Origin of the sequence: Aeromonas sp. 602658 (assembly GCF_049173005.1) — a bacterium.
Classification (GTDB): domain Bacteria; phylum Pseudomonadota; class Gammaproteobacteria; order Enterobacterales; family Aeromonadaceae; genus Aeromonas; species Aeromonas veronii_A.
In genome coordinates, this window is the sequence record NZ_JAAKRF010000005.1 from 26,386 (window position 1) to 50,502 (window position 24,117).

Consider the following 24,117-nt stretch of genomic DNA (forward strand, 5'->3'; position numbering starts at 1 on the left):
TATTAGTCATTGCCAGCACCCTGCTGGCAACGCCTATTTCAGCCGAGATACCCCCTGTTTGCAAGCCGGATTTGCCAATTTCAGAGGTACCTCACATCTGGCAAATCCAGGTCTAAAAAAGCCTTATGAAAAGAAACGAGTCAGGATCCAGGAGTAGGCCAATCCCCCCAAATAGACCCCGACGATCCCCATTACCCCGGACAAAACGGGAGGCGCAGGGATCGGCAATTTGAGGAAAGAAAACAACAAACCAACTATAAAGCCGGCCACCATCGCCAGTAGCACTTCATTCATATAACCTCCGATTTGACTCATTTTATTATTAGTTTAGATAGGAAAACGGTTGTCACCGCTCCATACGCGAACGCCACGGCAGATGCCGTGGCGTTCGTGTTTATACCCTGTCAGTCAGGCGGCGATTACATGCCGGACAGTGCCAGGAAGAAGCCTGCGATAGTGGCAGACATCAGGTTGGACAGAGAGCCAGCCAATACGGCTTTCAGGCCAAAGCGTGCAATGGTGCCGCGGCGGTTCGGCGCCATGGACCCCAGACCACCCAGCAGGATGGCAACAGAGGAGAGGTTGGCAAAACCACACAGCGCGAAGGAGATGATCGCCTTGGTGTGATCGGACATGGCCACACCGTTGATCAGCACTTCGTCTTTCAGGTACGGAGCGAAGTTCAGGTAAGCCACGAACTCGTTCACTACCAGCTTCTGACCGATGAAGGAACCGGCAACCACTGCTTCATTCCAGGGCACACCGATCAGGAAGGCCAGCGGGGAGAAGATCCAGCCCAGCAGCAGTTCCAGAGAGAGTTGCGGATAACCGAACCAGCCACCCACACCGGAGAAGATGCCGTTGATCATGGCAATCAGACCGATGAAGGCCAGCAGCATGGCGCCGACGTTCAGGGCCAGTTGCATACCGGCAGAGGCGCCAGCAGCAGCAGCGTCAATGACGTTGGCAGGCTTGTCATCCAGCTCGGCATCGGCAGAGCTTTCGTCGTAGTTCGGGGTCTCGGTCTCGGGAACCAGCAGCTTGGCGAACAGAAGACCACCCGGTGCAGCCATGAAGGAGGCAGCAATCAGGTACTCCATCTTCACGCCCATGGAGGCGTAACCGGCCAGTACGGAACCGGCAACGGAAGCCAGACCACCACACATGACGGCGAACAGCTCGGAGTCAGTCATCTTGGCGATGTAGGGACGAACCACCAGCGGCGCTTCGGTCTGACCTACGAAGATGTTGGCAGTTGCAGAGAGGGATTCGGTGCGGGAAGTACCCAGTACTTTCTGCAGACCGCCGCCCAGCAACTTGATGACCATCTGCATGATGCCCAGGTAGTAGAGCACTGCAATCAGGGAAGAGAAGAAGATGATGACCGGCAGAACACGGAAGGCAAAGACAAAGCCGCCGCCACCGAACACTTCAAACATCTTGTTGCTGACCAGACCGCCAAACAGGAAGTCGATCCCGTTCTGGCCGTAGCTGATCACGCTGGATACCGCGTCGGACACGCCGACCAGGATATCGCGACCAACCGGAACATAGAGAACAAACGCTCCCAGACCGGCTTGAATTGCGAACGCACCGACAACGGTACGGACGTTGATTGCCTTGCGATTGCTGGAGAACAGCACCGCGATAAGGACGAGCGTCGCCATCCCTACCAGACCCATGAACAAATTCATTATTATCTTCCTCTAGTAGCACCTGGCTTGTTAGTGAGTTGTTATTAAACCCAACTAATCAAGGGGAGCGCATTATACTAATTAAAGTCCGATAAAATAGAATGCTGGTCACATTTTATCGTTATCAAAATGTCCAAGTGTCACAAAATTAGACAGCAAACGATTTTTACGCTCATTTTTTTCCTGACAACTAAATCAGGTGTTGCGAATTTGTTTCATGGCTATTGGTCGTGATGGAAAATATGTCGGGCAGTTTCAAATAACACCTTGGCAACATCTGCCGATGATTCCTCCCGCAAGGTCATCAATATTTCCGCTAGTTTCGGCAGCGCTTCCGGGGTATTCCGGGTGCCTTGCTCACCTTGTAAGGGCATATCGGGCGAATCGGTTTCCAGCACCAGGGCCTCGAGCGGCATGGCCCGAAATACCTCTCGCGTCTTGTTCGCCCGTTCAAAACTGATTACCCCGCCCACCCCGAGTCGAAAGCCCAGTTGCCAGAAGGCCTCCGCCTGCTGCAACGAACCGCTGAAAGCATGGATCACCCCGCCACGTGGCGGCTTGAAGCGGCGCAACAGCTTGGCCACAGTGTCATTGGCACGCACCGAGTGGATCATCAGGGGAAGCCCGACATCGGCAGCCAGCCGGATCTGAGCCTCAAACAGCGCAAGCTGCCCCTCCTGAGGCACGTGTGAACGGAGGTCCAGCCCGCACTCGCCAATGGCCACCAGCCCGGCAGGCTGGCTTATCACCAGCATTCGCAACCGCTCCATCACCCCCTCCCGCTGCTCACCGGCATACCAGGGATGAACGCCCAGACCATAAAAGAGGCCGTCATGTTGCTCTGCCAGTGCCATCACACGAGTCCAGTTATCTTCTGCGATGGCAGGAATGATATACTCCGTCACCCCCAATGCCCGACAACGGGCCAGCAGTGCCTCCCTGTCCTGGTCAAACACCGGAAAGTCGAGATGGCAATGGGTATCTATCAGCTGCATATCACTCACACCTGTTTGCGGTATTTAATGGGTCATTGAACATGATGAACAACAGAAACAACGGCTTTACCCTGATTGAACTGGTGCTGGTGATCATAGTGCTGGGGATCCTGGCCGTCACCGCCCTGCCCCGCTTTATCAATATCAAGGATGATGCCCTGAAAAGCACGGTCTCGGCGACCGCAGGCAGCTTTGCCAGCGCAGTTCAGCTGGCTCATGCTGGCTGGGCAGTAGCCACACAAGGACAAGCACTCGCTCTATATAATCTGGGAAGTTTTGGTGCCAAGAATATGGACATCAATCTCTATGGCTGGCCAGTAGGCTCCGAAGAAGCCAGAGGAAAAGGTATAAACGAGACGTATGACCTGAGCAAATTGCCATCTGACTATATTTCAATTTCCGGCAATGATGACTGCAAGCTTGTCTTCGAGGAGCTACTCGAAACTGAATACACGGTTGAAGCCAGCAATAAAAGCCAAACGTTGCAAGACAAAGCCGACTACCTATCGACTGTTAGCGACAGTTATACAACCGACGAGCATGGCCAAACTCACAACAATTGCAGCTATATTCTGCGTGATTCTATCGGCCGTTTCCAAGATCACCCGAATGGCCTCGGCTTCGAGTACAACAGCGTTACCGGTGCCGTGACCCGCAATTTTGATTGAGCTCAGCCTCTTCTGTGCAAGCTCGCTCTTTGCTTGAATCATCATCATAACGAACCGGCGTACAGCAGCGCCGGTTCTCCTGGGTGAGGCCCCACTCCTCGCACCACGCGTCGTAACGGGCCAGCCAACGCAGCAATATCCCCTTCATAGTCACACCTCCGCCAACAGGTTCAGGTCAAAAACCATCCTACTCAGAGTCGGCAAGGGGAGCAAGTCATCCCCATAACCGCGATCGGGCGGAATAAAAAAGAGCCGGTCAGCATGGCTGACCGGCTCTTTTAACATTCCCCGAAGAGGTCACCAGATGAGCGACAGCACATCCGCCTCACAGGCTCTTCAGTTTCTCTTCCGGCAGTGCCAGCTCGTCGTTGTGGTTAACACCGATGCCACGCTCCAGAACATGACGGGCGATGGCGTGCGCTTCTTCCAGCGAGTGCATGCTGTAGGTACCGCACTGATACTCGTTCAGCTCGGGGATCTTGCCCTGCTCCTGCACGGTCAGCACATCGCTCATGGCTGCTTGCCAGGCGGCACCGACACGGGCCTCGTCCGGCGCACCGATCAGGCTCATGTAGAAGCCGGTACGGCAACCCATGGGGGAGATGTCGATGATCTCCACGCCATTGCCGTTCAGATGATCACGCATGAAACCAGCAAACAGGTGCTCAAGGGTATGGATACCGCGCTCGGAGAGGATCTCCTGGTTCGGCACGCAGAAACGCAGGTCGAACACGGTAATGGTGTCCTTGTTCGGGGTCTGCATGGTCTTGGCCACACGCACCGCTGGCGCTTCCATACGGGTGTGGTCAACGGTAAAACTGTCCAATAACGGCATTTCTGACTCCTGATTGGGTTACCAGAACCAGCCCCCACGGGAGAGCTGATCCTTGCATTGTCGATACTGGGCGCCGTAGCGCTGGGCGCGAGCTTCCACCTTGCGCGAGGTTTTCATCAACCACCCCTTGCTGCGATAGCTGCCACGCCGATAGCCACCCCACCCTTCGTGATAGTTGAGATACTGGCCATAGGCATCCCACTTGGAGGTGCCATTGAGCCGCTGGGCCTTGTTAGTGTACCAGCCCATAAAATCGATGGCGTCGGCAAAGTCATCGCGATCGCTCCAGCTATTGCCGGTCTCTCGCTGGTAATCGGCCCAGGTCTCGTCTTTCACCTGAGCGTAACCATAAGCCGAGCTCGCCCGCCCGGTTGGAATAAAGAGGAAATACTCCATCGGCGGCTGGGCATCGTGTACGAAGGAGGACTCCTGATACATCATGGCCATCACCACATGGATCGGCGTCCCCCACTTCTCGTTCATCTTGAGCGCAGCCTTGTGCCATTCCGGCTTCTCGCGAAAGATCTGGCACAAGTTTTCCGGCTGGGCTGGCGGGCGGGTACTGCACGCAGTGAGTACTGCCAGCAGGCCGGCCACCGCCGCGATGCGCTTTCGGGACATCAGAGCAGAACTTGTTTTGCTCTCCTGAACATAACGAGGCAAAAACGACATCAGATAGCGTCTTCGTTCTCTTCGCCGGTACGGATACGAATGACGCGCTCCACCTCGCAAACGAAGATCTTGCCGTCACCAATCTTGCCGGTGCGGGCGGTGTTCTGGATCGCTTCCAGACAGGCATCGAGCTCCTCGTCCTGCACTACCAGCTCCACCTTCACTTTCGGCAGGAAGTCGACCATATACTCGGCACCGCGATAGAGCTCGGTGTGCCCCTTCTGGCGACCGAAGCCTTTGACTTCGGAGACGGTCATGCCGTTGATGCCGATCTCGGCCAAGGCCTCGCGCACATCGTCCAGCTTGAACGGTTTGATGATGGCTTCAATCTTCTTCATGGTGTCTCCTTACCAGTTCTGTTTGCCAAACCCGGAAGTAATGGGGTAACGGCGATCCTTACCAAAGTTGCGGGCCGTGATGCGGGGCCCAACCGCCGCCTGACGGCGCTTGTATTCGTTGAGATCCACCAGCCGGATCACCTTGCGTACCACCGCCTCTTCGAAACCCTCCGCTACCATATCGGCCACGGAAGCATCCTCTTCCACGTAGCGCTTGAGGATGGCATCCAGGATGTCGTACGGCGGCAGACTGTCCTGATCCACCTGATCCGGCGCCAATTCTGCCGAAGGCGGGCGGTCAATAACCCGCTGCGGGATCACGTAGTCGACCGAGTTGCGATATTCGCACAGCTTGAAGACCAGCGTCTTGGGCACATCTTTCAGCACATCGAAGCCACCGGCCATGTCGCCATAAAGAGTCGCATAGCCGACAGCCATCTCGCTCTTGTTGCCGGTGGTCAGCACGATACGGCGACGCTTGTTGGAGAGCGCCATCAGCAGCACACCACGGCAGCGCGCCTGCAGGTTCTCTTCGGTTGTATCGCGAGCGGTACCTTCAAACAGCGGCGCCAGCTGGGTCATAAACCCTTCGAACATCGGCTCGATGGAGATGATGTTGAACTCGACCCCCATCCGCTCGGCCTGCTCCTTGGCATCCTCCACGCTCATCTGGGCGGTGTAGCGGAACGGCATCATCACCGCCTGCACCTTGTCGGCACCGATGGCATCGGCTGCAATGGCCAGCGTCAGCGCCGAGTCGATGCCGCCGGAGAGGCCCAGCACAGCGCCGTGGAAGCCGTTTTTGGTAACGTAGTCGCGCACTGCCAGCACCAACGCCTTATAGGTCTCGGCCAACGGCTCCAGCGGTGCAGCGGGTTCCCGCGCCTTCACTGGCTGGCCATCGGCAAAACGTACCAGCGCCAGCTCTTCGGCAAACGGGGCCAGCTTGTGAGTCAACTCGCCCTGGCTGCTGAACACCTTGGAGCAGCCGTCGAAAATCAGCTCGTCCTGACCGCAGACCTGATTGAGGTAGACCAGCGGCAGACCGGTCTGATCGCAGCGCTCGGCCATCAGCTCGCGGCGGATCCAGGGTTTTTCCTGATCATAGGGCGAGGCGTTGATGGTGAGCAGCAGCTCGGCCCCCGCAGCCTTGGCGGCCAGCGCCGGGCCAGGCTGCCACAGGTCTTCGCAGATGAGTAGACCCAGATTGTGACCACGGAAGGGAACCACACAAGTCTCGGCCGCGGCGGTGAAGTAGCGCTTCTCGTCGAATACCCCGTAGTTGGGCAGGTCCTGCTTGAAGTAACGGGCAATCAACTTGCCTCGCTCATAGAGGGAGGCTGCGTTATAAAGAGCCTCACCTTCACGCCAGGGATGCCCGACCAAAATGGCGCAGTTGCCCTGCCATTCGGCAATGCGAGCCAGCGCGGCATCGACCCGCATCATCAGATCGGCGCGCAGCAGCAGATCTTCCGGTGGATAACCGGTCAGGGCCAGCTCGGAGCAGACCAGCAGATCGGCACCTTGCTGCTCGGCCTGAGCCGCCGCAGCGAGCACTTTGTCAGTGTTATCTTCGATGGCGCCTACCGTCAGATTCAACTGGGCAAGCATCAGAGAGAGGGCTTTTGCCATGGCGATGCATCTTGTATTCGAAAATGATGGGGAATGATAAAGAAAAGGCGCTGGCTGTGCCAGCGCCCCGGATTCAAGGGGTACAACTTAGATTGGCCGCATTGGTTACACCATTATCCACCAGCAGGGCACAAGGACCACTAATCACCTGACCGTTGGCGGGTGGCGTCATGGCGATGCTGAGGGAAGCTGGTTTCAACAAGTAAGTTTTATTTCCCTGTGCACTGTAGGAGAAGTTCACCACCAAGCTACTATTTTGCGCTGCCGTACAGACATAGGTAGCCGGCTGGTTGTTAGCCTGGGGTTTATCAATACGGCAAGTAGCCCCCGTAGTTGTGGTACTGACATTCAAGCCACCGAAGGTATTTTTGCTGCAAGATACTGGCGCAGTATTGTTGCCATTCCCCTGCTCAAGACACTCGATCCGTCCCGATACCGTGAGAGTTGGCACAGTCTGGGAGCTGGTATCGATCGAGATAGGCATGGTGGCGACCTTGGCCTCACTTCGATCTACCGGTGAGATAAGTGAAGCTGTGATCCCCGAGTTACCTTGGTAGGCCGTCACCTTGATCGATGCACTTTGCAACACGTTGGATGCATCCTTGGTGCTCTTCTTGGCGGACAAATAACCACGGCTGTAGCTACCAAAATAATAGCTGCCAAGATCAACGACTGTCTTGACAGGCTCGTTGGTCACACCGACATAGTCAGAGGCACTGCCAGTCAACTGGCCACTCAATGGCACCAAGCTCCACTCCGCCAGCATGGTCAGATTGATATCCTGAAACGGAACCTTGGCCAACAGATCCTGAGAGGTCAGATCGAGCTTCGAGAGACTGTCCGGCGAGAGCAGATCCACGTAGATACCTCTAGCAATCAACTGGGCGGTCCCCGTATTCATGGTGATCTTGGTGCTGGTATCTCCCCCTGTCGCAGCATTGGCAGGCAACCAATCCGCAAATTCGGTGATCGTCGGCGGCGTGGCCGTAGGGTTTGCGGTCCAGTTGAGGGTGTTTTTCTGCCAGGTGATGTAGGTAGTAACTACGTACTTGATGTAGTTCTGATAGCTGGTCTGGTTTGCGGGCTTGGCAAGAAAATCAGCGCTGGTCACGACAACTTTGATCAGGTTCCAGTCAGGCAGCGGGCGATAGTAACCATCAAGTCTGACAAAGCGGCAGGCATCCACATAATCGCCACTATTGACCGATGAGAGGCCACTGTTGTAACGCAGTCGACTGGTATTGAGTGGAGCGTAAAACTGTTCGAAACTGCTGCCGCTGCCATCGAAATGATCCTTGCAGCAACTGGTGCAGAGACTCGGTTGATCTCTGACACTGCTGTTGAGTACCCCGGTCTGCTTGGTAACCTGGGAGCCCACATTCCAGTACAACAGGTTGCTGCTGGTCAAAATGGCCTTACCGGGCAGGTAGGCATTGACACTCGAGCCATAACTGCAGGAACAGGAGACCGATGCCAGATCCTGCAGCACCTGTTGAGTATTGCCACCATTGTCTGGCTTATAGGTAACAGTCTCGAATTGCACCAGTTTGCCAACAGAACCATCCTTGGAGGTCACGGTGGGCAATGGCTTGCTGGTCTCTTGCTTGCGCCCTTCCTGGTCAATCTGGATGGAAATGACATCGGGCGCGACCCCGGGGGTATAAACCACATGGGGCGGTTCACGACTGGTATCCAACCCCCCGTTAAACTGATTCTGGGTTAATGACTCAACAGGCGATACCGCACCGGAAAGCAACAAGGAATGGGACTGCCCGACGCTGTCGCTCCAACTGACAGTGACATTGACCACCTTTCGGCCAGGATAGGCATGCAAATAACCCGCCGGGATAGCCGTCTGCCAGCCAGAGCCATTCCAGTACTGATTACTGACGCTCCAACTAAGGGCATAAGTCCCACCGCCATCAGGAGGTGTTGCCGAACTGGAACCTGCCGCGATACTGTTATAAGCAGTAAGCGGTGAAACCGCGCTTACCACTCCATTGAAGGTACGAAACGCATCCAGTTTTGACTCCGCCAGACGCATGGCTACCTCATAACGGCGGCTATCCTGGGAGGTATTGAGCAACGAACGAGACATAGCCACCAATCCTGCGACCCCCACTCCCAGCAGAACCAGAGTGATCAAAATCTCTAACAGCCCAAATCCCTTGTGCGGTTTCATACATGCTCCTACCAGTCGCGCCAGCTACCAGGCACCAGATTGATGCTCTGAAACGCAGCCCCATTTTCGATATTGCTCAACACCGCCTGATCATACTTGGCATCAAAGGTACCGTTAGCCGTTTTGCCCAGTTGATAGTTGGCCACCACGGCACCGTTGACGATAGCCCCCCCCTTCAAGCTGATATCAGTAGTCGCCGTAGCAGGCGTGGATGAATAGGCAAACACCAGCCCATAGAGGGTAGCGCTCCCATTGACCATCAGATTGCCATTGCGAACGATGAGTACCACGGGCGCAGCAACCGAGCCGATAGACCCACCCGGTTTGCAGTCTCCATCGACGATAATAAGGCCGCTTGAGGCGGTCGAGAGCGAGTCGCAATTATTCAACCGTTGTACTGCTCGTGACTCCAGATTGGCCCACCCCGTAGCGTCATCATTCTCGTTAAACAGATACCAGACCAGGTCTGTGGGGAATGCCGTATCATTATCTTTGATGTCCGACTGCTTATCACCCTTCTGGCTAATGTAGGTACTGCACCCGCCGCTGTAGTCTCCCTGGTGGCAAGTCTGACCAGAACCATTGGTCAAATCCACATTGCCATTCGTCCAGACAGATAACGGAACCCCTGGCCCCCCACCGTTAGGGTTGGCCACCACAGTGAAGTTGCCGGATACTGCCATACCACCGGCAACTGTCAGGGGAGCTGCGGGAGTGCCGGCCAACACGCTTATCTTGATGGCCTTCACCTCAACCTCTGCATTGGCGGTACTGTCCACCAGGGTTGCCATAGTGCGCACTTTAACCGGAACTACGTTCGCCCCACCGACAATCACGGTCGGTTCATCCAGAGCCCACAGGGTATAATTGCCAGCCGAAACAGTGATAGATATACCGCTACTGGGGGTGCGCCAAGCTGCATCCTGCGCAAGCCGTCCGACCCCATCCGAGAGACCCAGCTCGGCCAGTGCCAACGCCTGCCGGTACTGTACTTCATTAAGACTGACACGACGGTCAGCAACCATCAGCTTGCCCACCAGCAAAGAGATGCCAAGCAGGATCACAATAAGCAGCAGCGTAATAGTGAATGTGGTAAAGCCAAGATAACGTTTCATGGCATCAATACCCGTCGTTACGCAGCTTGATATCACGCTGCAAGGTGAGTTTAAGTGCACTATTTGCCTTTAACTGACCCGATATGGCCAAGCGCACCGTTCTCGCGCCAGCCGACGCACTGCTTCCAAGCAGCGAAAAAGTGAGGTCAGTCACCTCAATGGTGTCATCGGTACTGAGTAAATTCCCCGTGCTGCAACTGGTACCGAGCTGCACCCCTTTGTCGGTACTGTCGTAGCTGTAAATAAAGATCTCATTGGCACCGAGGGTTCCATTGTTATCATCATCGTATTTCAGCCGGATACAGCGATAAATCTTGGAACCAGTGATCGTCTCATTCATCAGGTCGCTGCCAGTATCAAAATAGAAGGGGGATCTGGAGCCTGATGCAGCATTGAGAAACACAGTAGCTCCCTGATCGTAACCAGTTCGCTGTACATCACGGGCAATCATGTCCGTGATACTTTGCAACTCCTGATTTAGACGACTTACCTGCATCGATGTTTGATTGGCCTTGAGAATAGTGGCGAACAAGGATGTTACGGCTGCAACCAAAAACAGACCTGCGACCATGGCCACCATTAACTCGACGATGTTAAAGCCTCGTGCCAGACCTAATCGCATGGAGAGCTCCCCGTGACTGGCTCGGTTCTCACTCGCCCATTTGTGGCAATAATAACCCTGTGCTCAGAGGTCCCGTTCTTCAGACAAATAGAACCATTGCCCAAACCGCCACTGCCGTGAAGATCTTTGAATGAGCCTCTACGGTTATTGATTTCAAGAGCATTTTCAGAACCGGATAATTCATAGTTTGTCGTCAGAGTAATGCCGTTAAACTCGCTGGCATCAACGCCCTTGCGACCTTCAATAGCAGAACATGAATCCGAGCAGCTATTACATGCCGAATCAAGAGCGATGCGATAGCACCAATTGGCCTGCCCCGCATTGAATATCTTGAAGATTATCGGTTTATTACGTTTGATAGCCTCAGACTTGAGCAGCATGATATCCGTGTAAACGGCTTGGGTAGCCGCCTTGACTATCTGCTCCTGGCGCAATGACTGATAACTGGGGATGGCTACGGTTAGCAGCAGGGCGACCAGAGCCATGGCGATCATCAATTCAATCATGGTAAAACCGGCTGAGCGCCCCTCTGCGAATTCCATTGGCTAAAGACTCCTTTCTTTTCGCACATGCCAGTAGAGTATGATGTCAGTACTATCCTATAGTATCTATCTGTTTAACGAACCCTGCCGCGCCCATGAGAATCAAACAATCCGGAATCACCCTGCTGGAATTGATGGTGGTCGTTGCCATCGTTGCCATCATTGCCGCTGTCGCCTACCCGAGCTTTACTGACGGTCTGCGTAAATCTCGTCGAGCCGATGCCATCAAGGGCTTGCTGACCATGCAGCTCAAACAAGAAGAATTTCGCATCTCCAATGCCAGTTACAGCAGTGCGATAGCCAGTGTGGGCAACCCAACCAGCGATTACTACACCTTTAGCATTTCTGGCGCCAGCGCCACCGCCTACACACTGGTGGCCACCAGCAAGGGGGCCCAGGTCGGCGACAAGGCCGGCAATACGGCCTGTGATACCCTGACTATCAACAAGGCCGACATCAAGACGCCTGCCGAGTGCTGGAACTGAACGCTACCAGCATTCGGTGGCTGTCATGGTGGCTCGTGATACCCCCTGCAGTCCGCTCTGATCGAGAGTCAACAATCCACAGGGATCGCCATTCATCACACCGGTCGGAATGGCGGTCAGGGTATAACGGGCCCCACTGGCATTGAGCGCTACATTGTAATACGCAGCCCCCCCATCCCTCGGCAGGGTCGCCAAGCCGGCAGAGGCTAGGTTACCGGCGTCGTAATTGCCATTGGCAGTAAACTCCCGCTCCAGATATTGCGCCGCTTCCAGCAACACTGCCTTGGCTTCGGCCCGCTTGGCAGCCGCCATGTAGTTGTTGTAACTGGGATACGCGATCGCGGCCAGAATGGCGACCACTGCGACCACTATCATCAACTCAATCAGGGTAAAACCACGTTCCATGCCAACCTCTACTCCAGTTGCAACCAGGACTGGCGGCCACCCAGATCGCCTGCCCCCTCTTCCAGCGTGACCGAGATATTTCCGCTGGAGCCGCTGATATATTTGCGCTCCATCTCGGCATCTTCCACTACGCTTGGCGTCGTGGTGAGCTCATCAAATTGCTTGCCGCTTACCGGCACCTTGATGTCATTGCCGGCTTCATCCTCGATCGCGACGTAATCATCATCGTTGACAGCCCCGTCGCCGTTAACGTCAAACACCGAGTAGGTGAGTCTGGCCCCCGAGATGGGATCCAGCTCCATCAGCCAGGAGCGGCCACCAAAGTCACAGGCATCCGCCGACGGGATCAAGGTATTGAAGATCAGTCGCTTATGTCGATAGAGCATCTCTGAGACGGCCCGCTCACCGACCCCCCTGCTCAAGCTTGGCGATTTCAATAGCAGATACCAACCCTTTTGGCTGGTGTAATTGATATTCCGGTTGGAGACAACCCTCACGTTGAACTTGATAGTGGTGCCGTTGGCCACAAACTCATGGGTGATGCTCTGCTGCAACAGCTGGCTACTGAGTACGGTAGCCCCCGTATCCCAGATACCGTACACCGCTTCCAGCCTCGGCGTGGCGGGGACCAGTTTGTCATCATTGGTAAAATAACTGCCAGTCCCCATCATCACCATAACCCCCCCTTTAGGGTGCCGAATAGCCAAAGGACGCATGGTGATCGGCTGACGCGTACCGGCACTGCAGCTGCCATTACAGGCCTGGAACAGCGGCTTGGGCTTGTTGCCCGTTTTCAAAGCACTTCCCCACTGGGCACTGTTTTTGTCAGTCAGATCGAATTTCCACAAATTGCCGTGCAGGTCACCGGCATAGACATAGTCGACAACCCTGTCCCCGTCTTGATCTACCGGCAAGGGGGAAGATAGACCGTTGGGCTCGCTGGAAGACCCTACCTCGGTATCGATCTCTTTGATGATGGCGCCAGTCGCCAGATCCAGCACAAACAGCCTCGCAGTCTGACTGGTGCTGTTGTAACCATTCGCAACAAGAGCAACCCATTTGTTGTCGGCTTTGACCCGCACCAGAGTGGGTGCCGCCAGTGCAACCCCCATTTCGCTATCGGTGAACTCCCACAGCATCTTGTCGGCGGTGAAGTTATCCGGGGCCGTCACATCTATGGCAAATACCGCCTTGCCACCGGCACCGGTGGATCCCAGCAAGATGCTCTTCCAGCGACTGCCCAGATAGGCATCGCCCACCTTGGGCGTCCCATCCACATAGTAGCGATGGCTGTAATTCGGTCTGGTCAACTGATTCAGCTCGCCCAGCAGGCTGGACGGGATATAGGCCAGTCGCTCGACACCGTCGGCGACTCGAAATCCGTGCAGCATACCGTCATTGGCACCGACATAGAGCATGGGTGGGCGCCGGGTAATCGCCGTCGAGCCTAGAAAAGCCTGGTAACCCTCCCGCTCGGTCTGGGTCAGACCGGTTGCACTGCTGTAACCGTAATCACGCTTGCCCACGTAGACGGGATCAGAATTGATGATGTCGCCGAGCAGATCACTGCGATTGCGAAACGCACCGCCATTGCGCTGCTCGCCACTGCGCTCACCGCGCAGATAGGCGACCCGGCTTTCTCCCTGGTTGTCACCAGCGACATTGAATAGAGCCCGGTTGGTCACATTCAGCGTATCCCAATGGAAGGGGATGCCGACACCATCTTGCCGGGTGAAGATATTGCGTGCCGAAGGCTCGGGGATCAAGGTAGCGGCATCCCAGGCGATCTCCCCAAGGGTGCCATCGCTGTTAAGCGGGATCGAGACCAGTTGCCCCGACCAGTCGCCGCTGTTGTAGCGGGCCTGGTAGATGTGGGTATTGCTGTCCAGCCGGGTTGCGTTGGCGGTTACCGAGCTGGCGGAGCTGTTGCGCGCTGCGATCTGGGCAAGGGTACTGCTCAGAGCTGCGGCAAAGGTATCGGGATCTGCCGCGCTGAAGAAATTCCCTTTGCTGTTGACGGCCGCATGCCACAGATCATCAATTTTCTTTGCATCGGAGCCGTAGGGGCTGGGCCAACTCACAGGCTTCCCGCTGGCAGGGTTCAAGGTGCCGTTGACCCCCAATCCGACCGTGAAGTTGACCAGATGCTGCCAATTAGCGGGATCCTCCGTGCTGGTCGGAACCTTGTTTGCGAGATCGGGACGCAGATCCGTTTTCCAGTAATGGTAAGCCACATCAGCCAAGGTATCAGCGGTTCCATCATTGTCTTGGTCACCGACCGCAGGGTCAGGATCATAAGCTCGTCCCTCACTCCAGTAACCATCGGTCATCAGGATGTTATAACTCTGGCGACAGGTAAGATGAGGAAGCGTGCTACCGGCACTGACGGCCCAGGGGCCATCGCCACCCGTCTTGGAAAAGTAGTTTCCCACATGCTGGAGGCTGGTCCGCAGTGGAGTACCGGCAGCTGGAATATCTCGGCTATAGAGATCTTTGAAAAAGTCACTGCGATTAGTACCCGAAAAAGCGGCTACATCACGGATCACACTACCGCTGGCGTTGATGGTGGCAAAACCGACTCGCAGCGATTGCCCCTGACTGGCAAAGGCACGCCCAATGCCAGCTCGTGCTGCCAGGATCCGCGAACGGTAATAGGTATACCAGTTGGCAAAGTTCTGGATCTCCTCGTCATAGCTACAGGCAGGCGCGCTCTTGCAGTCGCTGCGATTGGGCCGCCCAAGGTAACTTGACGTGCTTTTACTTATCTCCACCCTGTTATAGCTACTCACCTTCTTGACATCACCGCTACCTTTGTAGTCGAAATAGACGGCAGGCCAGAACTCTTCCGTTTTATTTACTTCATCATCATTAAATTTTTTATAGAAAGTAGCGTTATCGGCATTTGCGTACTCCGTACCTTCATTGGTCAAATCACGGCACGACCTATCGGGATTCTTCAATGGATTGTGCGGGGCGCAGGTAATTTTGGCATTACTCATCAAGGTGCCATCCGCCTTGACCCAAGGGCGATAGGTCAACTGCGGATTGTAATAAAGCTTGTTGTTATGGCTGGAACGGGTGTAGGCATTACGATTACTGCCCGCAGCAAAGGTCACGGTACGATTATCGTAATCATCGCTACCATAGACCTTGTTAGCACGTGGGTAGACATAACGCGCATCGTTCTCGATCAAGGACTCGGGCATGATCTCGAAATGCATCGAACCCGAATCATCTAGGGTAAACATGATATTGGGATCGGCCCGGGTGCCGAGATAGAGGGGAACCTGGGCAATATCGAGCGCCGCCTGTGCCGAAGCACAGCAGAGCATCACCGAAAGGCCAAAACCAAGTTTGCCCATACACCGCCTCCTAGCGACTATAGGTCGATTGCAACAGCACCCGGCTCTCGTCAGAGAGACCAAATCCCCTTGCAGTAATACGATATAGACGACGCTCACTGATGGGCTCATCGACTGCCAGATCCTCGCTCCCCCCCTGGGTATAGGGCAACCGTTCGATAAAGTATTCGGGAGCGCGCCCCGCCAGACCACTGTTGGTATAGGTACGCCAAGCGGTCGAAGGGGAGGCAGGATCCACCGCGGTGTCGATAAATTCATACAGGCCCGCGCTGTTGTCATAGGGACCCGAGTTGCCAGCCTCGATATAGCGCTCGGCAGCGCGCAGGCCCGCTTCTGCCGCCTGCAATGCCTGCAGCGCCTCTTTCTGGTTACCCGCCATCTTCTCTTGCAACTGCGCCCCACGCATACTGGCCATACCCAGCAGGCTCACCATGACCAGAAAAATCAGGCTGATCACCAGCGCCATCCCCTGCTGTCGATCCATCATGACTGGGCTCCTCAAGGTAGCCGGTTGCGCAGCGCAACTGTGGTTTCGGCGACCCAGTACCAGTTGCGATCGGTCGCCCGGAAGGTGGCTCCGGCAAAGCTAAGGGCCTGCGGAGACGACACCACATTGCCTTGGTTACTGCGCATAAGAAGCTGTACTCCAATCCCCAGTACATTGTTCCAGTTTGGATTGCTGGCGGCGCTCACATAGCGATCTGCCGCCCGATCCCGGTTCTGATCCTCGCCGAATGTAAGTTGCATATTGGCCACCCCTTCGATAAGGGGCATACCTGCAGCCACCCCGTTCTTGCGATAAAGCGCGTAGGGGCTGTTGGCAGAGGGGCGGGCGATATAGTAGAGACGGGTTTCCACCCTGTTCACGACCGAGCCAAGACCGAATCGCTCCTCGGGTGGGCTGCTGGCCCCCCCCCAGGAACTGCTGGCATTGCCTGGCGTATATTTGTTGTCATTGGAGTGGACGATATTGACCTCACGCCCCCCTGCCACGCCCTGTACTTTGGTGACCTGAAATATTCTGGCCTTCTGACAGTCGGAGACCATGACAATATCTCCCTCGCACAGATCGCTATAACCCTGTGCGCCGGAACCACAATAGTCGGCCTTGCTGGATAGCTGCTGCACAAACAGCTGGGCGGCACTGTTATGATTATCACGACTGAGCGGAACCCCAACCCCAACCGGCCCCTGAACCAACAGGATATCGCTACCCGGCATGGGTCTGGGCTCGGAACCGCTGAACAGAGCAGACAGCTCGGCTGGCAAAGTGGACGTCACATTGTCGTAACCACGCAAAAAGGTGGTGAAGTTGTAGGGCTGTGCCGTACTGTTATTGAGGGTATTGGTGATATTGACCCCCTGTTTGCTGAGACACCCCTGATAGCCCACCATACGCAGCTCTTTTTGCAGCAGATTGGTGGCAAATCCGCTATCTTCCCGCACCCGGGCAATGGCCTCGCCGGTGAGATAGGTTTTGTGATTGCCGAGAAACACCTGAATCATGACACCCACCGTTATCAGCGAGAGCACCAGGGCGATCATCACCTCGACCAAGCCGATCCCGTGCTGGTGTAGCGGCAAACCGCTCCTGCTCATAGGTCCGTCCTCAGGATCATGCTGCGCGACGCAGGATCAGTCGACAGCCGACTGCTATCCCACTGAATAGTGATGGTGGCCCTTCCGGCACTGACCGATACGGCGCCATCGCCACCTGGTAGCTCGGCCACGACCCGCTTCCAGTGTTGCAGATCCTGAACCGCCATAGAGCTACCCGAGACAGTTTCGCCCAAGTCGATATTGTATTGCCCGTTCAGAGCCGCGCTGCGATTAGCCCGCATCATGTCGTTGATCATGTATGCATACTGGGTCGCCTCGGTACGCGTCAGCGCCGACTGGTTACTCTTGAGAGCCTGCAGTTGCAGAGTCGCCATGCCCAGAATACCGATGGAGAGCACCAGTACCGAGATCATGATTTCAAGCAGTGACAAACCCCGTTCTCGCATCATGGGCAGCTAGCCTCGGTAATGGAAGGGCGACCAGCCACTGTGATGTTGATATCACGGGAGGGCTCATTCCGACACTCATCAGGACGCAGGGAAAATACCCGTGCCAACGGAGTGCGGCCATCAAGAAAACCCTCGCTATTAAAACGCAGCAGGGAGGTATTGCTGCTCAATACCCCGCCCCCCATGTCGGGAAAGCCTCGCAACAACTCACCATTATCCAGTATGCCGTTACCGTTGCCATCGACCCAGATCTGCCAGCCAGCCTCCCAGTGATGCTGGGTCAGGTTATCGGCAGAGGCGGAGAGGGTCACTACCGTGTTGCGGCGAATGGCTTCTGAGCGGGCAAGGTTGATGGCCGCAACAAAGTTGTTAGCCTGAGTATTGAGAGAAATAGTGCGCAGCAAAGCGTTGAAGGAAGGAACCCCCAACGTGAGTAACAAAGAAACGAGCGCTATGGTGACCATAAGCTCGATAAGGCTAAAACCTGAACGCAAAAACATCCTGTTTCGCTCTGATTTGTTCCAGGAGGACAGACACACTCCATGTGTGCTAAGCCAGAGTAAGGGCTTGCTGGCAGTCTATGCCGGGCACTTGGTGTTTCAATCCCGGCAATGCAAAAGTTCGAGCTGCATCATCAATTTTCGCTGCAATCTGGTTGCGAACATGAAAATAGGACTCGTTAGAGCCAAAAAAAACAAAGCCACCTCAACGAGGTGGCTCTGGCAATAAACCGACATCCAGCGAGATGAGAGGGATCAGAGGATCCGCAGCTCTGGCGGCACTTCAAACACCACGTTCTCTTCACGGCCTGGATGCTCGGCGACCACCTTGCCACCCAACTCCCGCAGGCGTGCAATCACAGACTGCACCAGCACCTCGGGAGCAGATGCGCCAGCAGTGACGCCGATCGCCTTCACCCCTTCCAACCAGCTCGCCTCGATCATCGACGCATCGTCGATAAGATAGGCTCTGGCGCCCACCTTCTCGGCCAGCTCGCGCAGCCGGTTGGAGTTGGAGGAGTTGCGAGACCCCACCACCAACATGGCGTCCACCAGCCCTGCCATCTCCCGCACCGCATCCTGACGGTTCTGGGTGGCGTAGCAGATATCATCCTTGCGCGGCCCCTGGATCTTGGGGAAGTGCTTGCGCAGCGCATCGATCACGTCAGAGGTCTCATCCACGCTCAGGGTAGTCTGGGTGACGAAGCAGAGGTCATCCGGATTCTTCACCTTGAGCTTGGCGACATCTTCAGGCGTCTCCACCAGATACATGCCGCCTTCGCGATTCTCGTACTGCCCCATGGTCCCGATCACCTCGGGGTGACCGGCGTGGCCGATGAGCACAGCCTCGGAGCCCTTGCGGCTGGCACGATGCACCTCCATATGCACCTTGGTCACCAGCGGACAGGTGGCATCGAATACCTTGAGGGCGCGGGACTTGGCCATCTCGCGCACTGTTTTGGCCACGCCGTGAGCAGAGAAGATGACGATGCTGTCGTCCGGCACCTCGTCGAGCTCCTCGACGAAGACGGCGCCCGCATCTTTCAGCTTGTTCACCACATAACGGTTATGCACCACTTCGTGGCGGACATAGATGGGGGCCCCAAACTTCTCCAGCGCGCTCTCGACAATGCTGATGGCGCGATCGACACCGGCGCAAAAACCGCGAGGGTTAGCGAGCAGAATATCCATTAATGCACCTTCTCCTCATCATCAACGCCCAGGATCTCCACCTCGAAGGTGACGGTATGACCGGCCAGCGGGTGGTTGAAATCGACCGTCACCGACATCCCGGCTACCGCCCGGATGATGCCCGGCAACTCGCTGCCGTTGGGCTGGTCGAACAGGATGATAGTGCCGACTTTTGGCTCCACATCGGCGCCAAATTTGGCACGGTCGAGATGGTAGATGTTGTCGGGATTGGAGAGACCAAAGGCCTCTTCCGGCGCCAGAGTAAAACTCTTGCTCTCCCCTTCGCACAGGCCCAGCAGACACTGCTCGAAGGTGGGGGTCAGGCTGCCATCGCCCATCCGCAGGCGGGCAGGTTTGCCGTGCAGCGCCGTGCTGTCGGCAACCGAGCCATCTTCCAGCTTGATGGAGAAGTGGAACAGCACGCTGCTGTTAGCGGTGATCTGCTGGCTCATGCCTGCTCCTTTTTCTCACCACGGAAACCGTCCAGCACGATCATGGCGGCCCCGATAAAGATAAAGCTGTCGGCCAGATTGAATGCCGGCCAGTGCGCACGCTGCCAGTAGAAGTCGAGGAAATCGACCACATGGCCCAACACCAGTCGATCAAAGACGTTGCCGAGGGCGCCGCCGATGATGAGTGAATAGGCGATACCGCTCCAACGCTGGGTCACCGACTGCTTGCGCAGCCAGTGGATCAGCAATCCACAGATGGCAAAAGCCAGCACCGCGAAGAACCAGCGCTGCCAGCCCCCCTGATCAGCCAGAAAGCTGAATGCGGCGCCCTTGTTGTAGACGTGAACCAGATTGAAGAAGGGGGTGATCTCCACCCCCGGGTAGCCAAATGGCAGCAACTTGACCACGGCGAGCTTGCTCGCCTGGTCCAGTACAAAGGCCAGCACTGCCAGCCACAGCCAACGCAGGCCGCTTTTATGTTGAGTCATGTTCATCAGGCAAATTGACGAGTTTCGCCGTCACCCTCAACGTTGGTCACACAGCGACCACAGATCTCTTCGTGACCCGCGATAGTGCCCACATCTTCTACATGGTGCCAGCAGCGGTCGCACTTGGCGGCAGCAGACTGGGCCACGCTCAGCCACAGGTCATCACGCTCGGTCGCCACAGAGCCTTCCGGCGCAGTGTCAGCCTCCACAACCTTGGCTTTGGAGGTGAGCAGCACGAAACGCAGCTCATCGGCCAGGGCATTCAGGCGTGCAGCCAGCTCCGGCTTGGCGAACAGGGTCAGTTCGGCCTGCAGGGAGCCGCCGATACGCTTCTCGCCACGGGCCACTTCCAGCGCCTTGTTCACTTCACCACGCACGGTGAGGATCTCGGCCCAGAACTCGTCGTTGAGGGATTCACCCGCTTCCAGACCGAACAGGCCGTCGTACCACTCTTCGGTGAAGACGAACTCGCCGCGCTCACCCGGCAGCAGGGCCCAGATTTCATCAGCGGTGAAGCTCATGATTGGCGCCATCCAGCGCACCATGGCCTCGGCGATGTGATAAAGGGCGGTCTGGCAGGAGCGACGGGCCAGGCTGTCAGCCTTGGCGGTGTACTGGCGATCCTTGATGACATCCAGATAGAAGGAGCCCATCTCGATGGAGCAGAACTGCATCAGCTTCTGGGTTACACCGTGGAAGTTGTACTCGTCGAATGCCGCCATGATCTCGGCCTGTACCGCTTTGGCACGACCCACAGCCCAGCGATCCACCACCACCATGTCGGCAGGTGCCACCATGTCGGTCGCCGGATTGAAGCCGTTCAGGTTGGCCAGCAGGAAGCGGGCTGTATTGCGAATACGGCGATAAGCATCGGCAGAGCGCTTGAGGATCTCATCGGAGACAGTCATCTCGCCGGTGTAGTCAGTGCTCGCTACCCACAGACGCAGGATGTCGGCACCCAGCTTGTTCATTACGTCTTGCGGGCTCACCACGTTGCCGATGGACTTGGACATCTTGCGACCCTGACCATCCACGGTGAAGCCGTGAGTCAGCACCTGGTTGTAGGGAGCCTTGTCTTTCATGGCCACACCGATCATCAGGGAGGACATGAACCAGCCACGGTGCTGGTCAGAACCTTCCAGATACATGTCGGCCGGCTTGCCGTTGAACTCGGGACGGGCATCAACCACGGAAGCGTGGGTAGAACCGGAGTCAAACCAGACATCCAGAGTGTCAGGCACCTTGTCGAACATGTCGGCGTCGCTACCCAGCAGCTCGGCCTTGTCCAGATCCCACCATGCCTGAATGCCGGACTGCTCGACCCGCTTGGCTACTTCGTGCATCAGGCGCACGGATTCCGGATGCAGTTCCTGGGTCTCTTTGTGGACGAACAGGGAGATAGGCACACCCCAGGTGCGCTGACGGGAGATACACCAGTCAGGACGGTTCTCAACCATCGCCTGAATACGGTTTTTACCCCAGGCCGGTACCCAGCCGCTCTGGCCTTGCTGGGCAATACCGTCCTTCTCGATGCGCTCGATCTCTTCCAGCGCGCGCTTGCGCAGACCCTTCTGCTCCATGCTGATGAACCACTGCGGAGTAGCACGGAAGATGATCGGGGTCTTGTGACGCCAGCAGTGCGGATAGGAGTGGTTGAACACCTTGTGATGCAGTAGGGCACCGCGTTCGGTCAGCACTTCGATCACGGAAGCATTGGCCTTGAACACATGCTGGCCGGCAAACAGTTCGGTATCAGGCAGGTAAACGCCATTGCTGCCAACCGGGTTGGCCACTTCCAGACCGTATTTCTGGCCGACCACGAAGTCTTCCTGACCGTGGCCAGGGGCGGTGTGTACGGCGCCGGTACCGGCATCCAGGGTAACGTGATCACCCAGTACCACAGGCACATCGAAGCTGTAGAAGGGGTGGTTGAAGCGCAGCAGCTCAAGCGCGGCACCCTTGGCATAGCCCAGATTGTGGAACTTCTCGATACCGGCGCGATCCATCACATCCTTGACCAGCTCTGCGGCCAGGATCAGACGCTCGGGGTGCTCACCTTCAACCTGCACCAGTGCGTAGTCCAGATCGGCGTGCATAGCGATGGCGCGGTTGGCTGGCAGGGTCCACGGAGTGGTGGTCCAGATCACCGCAGAGATCAGGCCCTTGCCGGTGTGGCCTTCGGCGCAGTCAAACTTGGCGGCAACGGCAGCCTCGTCAACGGCCTTGAAGCGCACGTCGATGGAGGGGGAGTTCTTGTCGTAGTACTCCACTTCGGCTTCAGCCAGCGCAGAGCCACAATCGGTACACCAGTGCACCGGTTTGGAACCTTTGTGCAGGTGGCCGTTTTCAACGATCTTGGCCATGGAGCGGATGATGTTGGCTTCGGTGCCAAAATCCATGGTCAGGTAGGGATGTTCCCAGTCACCCAGCACACCCAGACGGATGAAGTCGGTCTTCTGCGCTTCGATCTGGGTCTTGGCGTATTTGCGGCACTCGGCGCGGAATTCGGCAGCGGAAACCTTCTCGCCCGGCTTGCCGACCATGCCTTCCACTTTCAGTTCGATAGGCAGACCGTGGCAATCCCAACCCGGCACATAGGGGGAATCGAAACCGGAGAGGCCCTTGGACTTGATGATGATGTCTTTGAGGATCTTGTTGACCGAGTGACCGATGTGAATGTTGCCGTTCGCATAGGGGGGGCCATCATGCAGAATGAAAGAAGGCTTGCCCGCTTTGGCGCGGCGAATAGCGCCGTAGAGATCCTGATCGTACCAACGTTTCAGCATGTTGGGTTCGCGCTTGGCCAGATCGCCACGCATCGGAAACTCGGTTTCCGGAAGATTCAGGGTGTGTTTATAGTCGCTCATCAGTCCTGGGTTCCCTTCTTTTCTAAAAGAGTGCTGGGTAAATTGAATTGTGGCAGCCCGAACCAGGCTCGGGCCGCCAGGGCATCTCGTTCGATCTGCTCTTTCAAGGCGGAGAAAGAGTCAAACTTCTGCTCTTCGCGCAGCTTGTGGCGAAGCAGCACCTTGACCTGCTGACCATATAGATCACCAGAAAAATCAAATAGATGTACTTCCAATCTGGCTTGTGTACCGCTCAAGGTCGGCCGTACACCCACATTGGCGACACCGGGGAAGGTCTTGCCGGAACATATCACTTCCACCGCAAACACGCCACCGACCGGGACAACCTGGCGTTTGAGGGCCAGATTGGCGGTGGGAAAACCTATGGTGCGCCCTAGCTTGTCGCCGTGGGCCACCCGGCCGCTGATGGTGTAGGGGCGGCCAAGCATCAGCTCCACCTCAGCCATCCGGCCCGCCTTAAGGGCTTCACGCACCAGGGTGCTGCTGACCCGCTGCCGTTCGAGCTGGAAGCTCTGGGTGCTGATCACCTCGAAGCCGAAGCGATGGCCCGCCTCCTCCAGCAGGTGGAAATCCCCTTCCCGCCCCTTGCCGAAGCGAAAATCATCGCCGACCACCAGATAGCGCACCCCGAGCTTCTCCACCAGCAACTGCTCGATGAAGGTCGAGGCCGCCTGCTCGGCAAAACGGTGGCTGAAGCGCACGCAGAGCATGCGATCGATATGCAGCCCCTGCAGCGCTTCGTACTTTTCCCGCAACCGGCTCAGCCGGGCGGGCGCTGCCGTGCCGGCAAACAGTTCCAGCGGCTGCGGCTCAAACAGCATGACGCAGGCGGGCAATCCCAGCTGGGCCGCTTTCTCCTTGAGACGTGCCAATACCGCATGGTGACCCTGATGAACCCCATCAAAGTTGCCAATGGTTAATACACATCCCCGGTGACGGGGCTTGAGATTGTGAATGCCGCGAATAAGCTCCATCAGTGCCTTGTGCGTTGCTGCCATGGAAATCGGCGGATTATATATCAGGCAGCAGGCAGGGTCAGCCCTCATAGCCTGATTTCAACTAT

At 56.4% G+C, this 24,117-nt stretch carries 24 protein-coding genes; 2 read left to right on the forward strand and 22 right to left on the reverse strand.

Going from position 1 to position 24,117, the window contains the following annotated elements:
* Nucleotides 1–123 precede the first annotated feature (123 nt).
* The 3 genes from G5253_RS06525 to G5253_RS06535 all read right to left on the reverse strand — a co-directional run bounded on the left by G5253_RS06525 (nucleotide 124) and on the right by G5253_RS06535 (nucleotide 2,689).
* Entirely contained in the window at nucleotides 124–294 is a 171-nt protein-coding gene (locus tag G5253_RS06525) for a XapX domain-containing protein (protein ID WP_005340467.1), read from the reverse strand.
* A gap of 125 nt (nucleotides 295–419) precedes the next feature.
* Nucleotides 420–1,694: a NupC/NupG family nucleoside CNT transporter gene (locus G5253_RS06530; RefSeq protein ID WP_005340466.1), complete on the reverse strand. Its 1,275-nt coding sequence runs from the start codon at nucleotides 1,692–1,694 to the stop codon at nucleotides 420–422.
* 221 nt (nucleotides 1,695–1,915) lie between these two features.
* Nucleotides 1,916–2,689: a TatD family hydrolase gene (locus G5253_RS06535; protein WP_421202912.1), complete on the reverse strand. Its 774-nt coding sequence runs from the start codon at nucleotides 2,687–2,689 to the stop codon at nucleotides 1,916–1,918.
* Between the two features lie 41 nt (nucleotides 2,690–2,730).
* Here G5253_RS06535 and G5253_RS06540 point away from each other — a divergent pair, with 41 nt between their 5' ends.
* Nucleotides 2,731–3,357 carry a type II secretion system protein gene (locus G5253_RS06540; RefSeq protein ID WP_421202914.1) on the forward strand — a complete coding sequence of 209 codons (627 nt, stop codon included), beginning with the start codon at nucleotides 2,731–2,733 and terminating at the stop codon, nucleotides 3,355–3,357.
* A 325-nt stretch (nucleotides 3,358–3,682) separates the two neighbouring features.
* Here the strand turns inward: G5253_RS06540 and luxS are convergent, their stop codons facing one another.
* The 8 genes from luxS to G5253_RS06580 all read right to left on the reverse strand — a co-directional run bounded on the left by luxS (nucleotide 3,683) and on the right by G5253_RS06580 (nucleotide 11,295).
* Nucleotides 3,683–4,192, reverse strand: a complete 510-nt coding sequence (luxS, locus tag G5253_RS06545; protein WP_033135492.1) for an S-ribosylhomocysteine lyase — start codon at nucleotides 4,190–4,192, stop codon at nucleotides 3,683–3,685.
* Between the two features lie 18 nt (nucleotides 4,193–4,210).
* The gene (locus G5253_RS06550) at nucleotides 4,211–4,813 is read right to left on the reverse strand and encodes a transglycosylase SLT domain-containing protein (RefSeq protein ID WP_203132093.1); all 603 of its coding nucleotides are present in this window, start codon (nucleotides 4,811–4,813) and stop codon (nucleotides 4,211–4,213) included.
* A gap of 50 nt (nucleotides 4,814–4,863) precedes the next feature.
* Nucleotides 4,864–5,202, reverse strand: a complete 339-nt coding sequence (gene glnB / locus G5253_RS06555; RefSeq protein WP_025325723.1) for a nitrogen regulatory protein P-II — start codon at nucleotides 5,200–5,202, stop codon at nucleotides 4,864–4,866.
* A gap of 9 nt (nucleotides 5,203–5,211) precedes the next feature.
* Nucleotides 5,212–6,834, reverse strand: coding sequence for an NAD+ synthase (locus G5253_RS06560; protein WP_421202917.1), 1,623 nt, complete (start codon nucleotides 6,832–6,834; stop codon nucleotides 5,212–5,214).
* 73 nt (nucleotides 6,835–6,907) lie between these two features.
* Complete coding sequence (locus tag G5253_RS06565; protein WP_266134752.1) at nucleotides 6,908–9,016, reverse strand: type IV pilus modification PilV family protein; 2,109 nt, start codon at nucleotides 9,014–9,016, stop codon at nucleotides 6,908–6,910.
* 8 nt (nucleotides 9,017–9,024) lie between these two features.
* The gene (locus G5253_RS06570; protein WP_216952861.1) at nucleotides 9,025–10,131 is read right to left on the reverse strand and encodes a PilX N-terminal domain-containing pilus assembly protein; all 1,107 of its coding nucleotides are present in this window, start codon (nucleotides 10,129–10,131) and stop codon (nucleotides 9,025–9,027) included.
* A 4-nt stretch (nucleotides 10,132–10,135) separates the two neighbouring features.
* On the reverse strand, nucleotides 10,136–10,723 hold the full coding sequence (locus G5253_RS06575; RefSeq protein ID WP_216954532.1) for a PilW family protein: 588 nt from the start codon (nucleotides 10,721–10,723) through the stop codon (nucleotides 10,136–10,138).
* A gap of 20 nt (nucleotides 10,724–10,743) precedes the next feature.
* Entirely contained in the window at nucleotides 10,744–11,295 is a 552-nt protein-coding gene (locus tag G5253_RS06580) for a GspH/FimT family pseudopilin (RefSeq protein WP_216952860.1), read from the reverse strand.
* Nucleotides 11,296–11,390: 95 nt separating this feature from the next.
* Here G5253_RS06580 and G5253_RS06585 point away from each other — a divergent pair, with 95 nt between their 5' ends.
* The gene (locus G5253_RS06585) at nucleotides 11,391–11,780 is read left to right on the forward strand and encodes a type IV pilin protein (protein ID WP_100654566.1); all 390 of its coding nucleotides are present in this window, start codon (nucleotides 11,391–11,393) and stop codon (nucleotides 11,778–11,780) included.
* Nucleotides 11,781–11,783: 3 nt separating this feature from the next.
* Here G5253_RS06585 and tppA read toward each other — a convergent pair whose 3' ends face one another.
* The 11 genes from tppA to ribF form a co-directional block, all read right to left on the reverse strand.
* A complete protein-coding gene (tppA, locus tag G5253_RS06590; RefSeq protein WP_100654567.1) occupies nucleotides 11,784–12,185 on the reverse strand; it encodes a type IVa pilus pseudopilin TppA in 402 nt (133 codons plus the stop codon).
* Between the two features lie 8 nt (nucleotides 12,186–12,193).
* On the reverse strand, nucleotides 12,194–15,547 hold the full coding sequence (locus G5253_RS06595) for a pilus assembly protein (RefSeq protein ID WP_421202920.1): 3,354 nt from the start codon (nucleotides 15,545–15,547) through the stop codon (nucleotides 12,194–12,196).
* Between the two features lie 10 nt (nucleotides 15,548–15,557).
* Nucleotides 15,558–16,034 (reverse strand): pilus assembly PilX family protein, encoded by a 477-nt coding sequence (locus tag G5253_RS06600; RefSeq protein ID WP_123173790.1) that lies wholly within the window; start codon nucleotides 16,032–16,034, stop codon nucleotides 15,558–15,560.
* A gap of 11 nt (nucleotides 16,035–16,045) precedes the next feature.
* Nucleotides 16,046–17,146 (reverse strand): PilW family protein, encoded by a 1,101-nt coding sequence (locus G5253_RS06605; protein WP_421202922.1) that lies wholly within the window; start codon nucleotides 17,144–17,146, stop codon nucleotides 16,046–16,048.
* The gene (gene pilV / locus G5253_RS06610) at nucleotides 17,143–17,538 is read right to left on the reverse strand and encodes a type IV pilus modification protein PilV (protein WP_272950156.1); all 396 of its coding nucleotides are present in this window, start codon (nucleotides 17,536–17,538) and stop codon (nucleotides 17,143–17,145) included. The genes G5253_RS06605 and pilV overlap by 4 nt, the downstream gene beginning before the upstream one ends.
* 14 nt (nucleotides 17,539–17,552) lie before the next feature.
* Nucleotides 17,553–18,056 (reverse strand): type IVa pilus pseudopilin TppE, encoded by a 504-nt coding sequence (tppE, locus tag G5253_RS06615; RefSeq protein ID WP_100646794.1) that lies wholly within the window; start codon nucleotides 18,054–18,056, stop codon nucleotides 17,553–17,555.
* Between the two features lie 255 nt (nucleotides 18,057–18,311).
* Nucleotides 18,312–19,247, reverse strand: a complete 936-nt coding sequence (ispH, locus tag G5253_RS06620; protein WP_421202924.1) for a 4-hydroxy-3-methylbut-2-enyl diphosphate reductase — start codon at nucleotides 19,245–19,247, stop codon at nucleotides 18,312–18,314.
* Nucleotides 19,247–19,699, reverse strand: coding sequence for an FKBP-type peptidyl-prolyl cis-trans isomerase (gene fkpB / locus G5253_RS06625; RefSeq protein WP_042059691.1), 453 nt, complete (start codon nucleotides 19,697–19,699; stop codon nucleotides 19,247–19,249). The genes ispH and fkpB overlap by 1 nt, the downstream gene beginning before the upstream one ends.
* On the reverse strand, nucleotides 19,696–20,193 hold the full coding sequence (lspA, locus tag G5253_RS06630) for a signal peptidase II (RefSeq protein ID WP_005340447.1): 498 nt from the start codon (nucleotides 20,191–20,193) through the stop codon (nucleotides 19,696–19,698). Before lspA ends, fkpB begins: the two co-directional genes overlap by 4 nt.
* Nucleotides 20,193–23,054, reverse strand: coding sequence for an isoleucine--tRNA ligase (gene ileS, locus G5253_RS06635; RefSeq protein ID WP_421202926.1), 2,862 nt, complete (start codon nucleotides 23,052–23,054; stop codon nucleotides 20,193–20,195). Before ileS ends, lspA begins: the two co-directional genes overlap by 1 nt.
* Complete coding sequence (gene ribF, locus G5253_RS06640) at nucleotides 23,054–24,028, reverse strand: bifunctional riboflavin kinase/FAD synthetase (RefSeq protein ID WP_421203012.1); 975 nt, start codon at nucleotides 24,026–24,028, stop codon at nucleotides 23,054–23,056. The genes ileS and ribF overlap by 1 nt, the downstream gene beginning before the upstream one ends.
* Nucleotides 24,029–24,117 lie beyond the last annotated feature (89 nt).

Excerpts from the sequence above, each read along its gene's own strand:
- G5253_RS06525 (WP_005340467.1), bottom strand. The coding sequence starts at position 294 with ATGAATGAAGTGCTACTGGCGATGGTGGCCGGCTTTATAGTTGGTTTG.
- G5253_RS06530 (WP_005340466.1), bottom strand. The coding sequence starts at position 1,694 with ATGAATTTGTTCATGGGTCTGGTAGGGATGGCGACGCTCGTCCTTATC.
- G5253_RS06535 (WP_421202912.1), bottom strand. The coding sequence starts at position 2,689 with ATGCAGCTGATAGATACCCATTGCCATCTCGACTTTCCGGTGTTTGAC.
- G5253_RS06540 (WP_421202914.1), top strand. The coding sequence starts at position 2,731 with ATGATGAACAACAGAAACAACGGCTTTACCCTGATTGAACTGGTGCTG.
- luxS (WP_033135492.1), bottom strand. The coding sequence starts at position 4,192 with ATGCCGTTATTGGACAGTTTTACCGTTGACCACACCCGTATGGAAGCG.
- G5253_RS06550 (WP_203132093.1), bottom strand. The coding sequence starts at position 4,813 with ATGTCCCGAAAGCGCATCGCGGCGGTGGCCGGCCTGCTGGCAGTACTC.
- glnB (WP_025325723.1), bottom strand. The coding sequence starts at position 5,202 with ATGAAGAAGATTGAAGCCATCATCAAACCGTTCAAGCTGGACGATGTG.
- G5253_RS06560 (WP_421202917.1), bottom strand. The coding sequence starts at position 6,834 with ATGGCAAAAGCCCTCTCTCTGATGCTTGCCCAGTTGAATCTGACGGTA.
- G5253_RS06565 (WP_266134752.1), bottom strand. The coding sequence starts at position 9,016 with ATGAAACCGCACAAGGGATTTGGGCTGTTAGAGATTTTGATCACTCTG.
- G5253_RS06570 (WP_216952861.1), bottom strand. The coding sequence starts at position 10,131 with ATGAAACGTTATCTTGGCTTTACCACATTCACTATTACGCTGCTGCTT.
- G5253_RS06580 (WP_216952860.1), bottom strand. The coding sequence starts at position 11,295 with ATGGAATTCGCAGAGGGGCGCTCAGCCGGTTTTACCATGATTGAATTG.
- G5253_RS06585 (WP_100654566.1), top strand. The coding sequence starts at position 11,391 with ATGAGAATCAAACAATCCGGAATCACCCTGCTGGAATTGATGGTGGTC.
- tppA (WP_100654567.1), bottom strand. The coding sequence starts at position 12,185 with ATGGAACGTGGTTTTACCCTGATTGAGTTGATGATAGTGGTCGCAGTG.
- G5253_RS06595 (WP_421202920.1), bottom strand. The coding sequence starts at position 15,547 with ATGGGCAAACTTGGTTTTGGCCTTTCGGTGATGCTCTGCTGTGCTTCG.
- G5253_RS06600 (WP_123173790.1), bottom strand. The coding sequence starts at position 16,034 with ATGATGGATCGACAGCAGGGGATGGCGCTGGTGATCAGCCTGATTTTT.
- G5253_RS06605 (WP_421202922.1), bottom strand. The coding sequence starts at position 17,146 with ATGAGCAGGAGCGGTTTGCCGCTACACCAGCACGGGATCGGCTTGGTC.
- tppE (WP_100646794.1), bottom strand. The coding sequence starts at position 18,056 with ATGTTTTTGCGTTCAGGTTTTAGCCTTATCGAGCTTATGGTCACCATA.
- ispH (WP_421202924.1), bottom strand. The coding sequence starts at position 19,247 with ATGGATATTCTGCTCGCTAACCCTCGCGGTTTTTGCGCCGGTGTCGAT.
- fkpB (WP_042059691.1), bottom strand. The coding sequence starts at position 19,699 with ATGAGCCAGCAGATCACCGCTAACAGCAGCGTGCTGTTCCACTTCTCC.
- lspA (WP_005340447.1), bottom strand. The coding sequence starts at position 20,193 with ATGAACATGACTCAACATAAAAGCGGCCTGCGTTGGCTGTGGCTGGCA.
- ileS (WP_421202926.1), bottom strand. The coding sequence starts at position 23,054 with ATGAGCGACTATAAACACACCCTGAATCTTCCGGAAACCGAGTTTCCG.
- ribF (WP_421203012.1), bottom strand. The coding sequence starts at position 24,028 with ATGGAGCTTATTCGCGGCATTCACAATCTCAAGCCCCGTCACCGGGGA.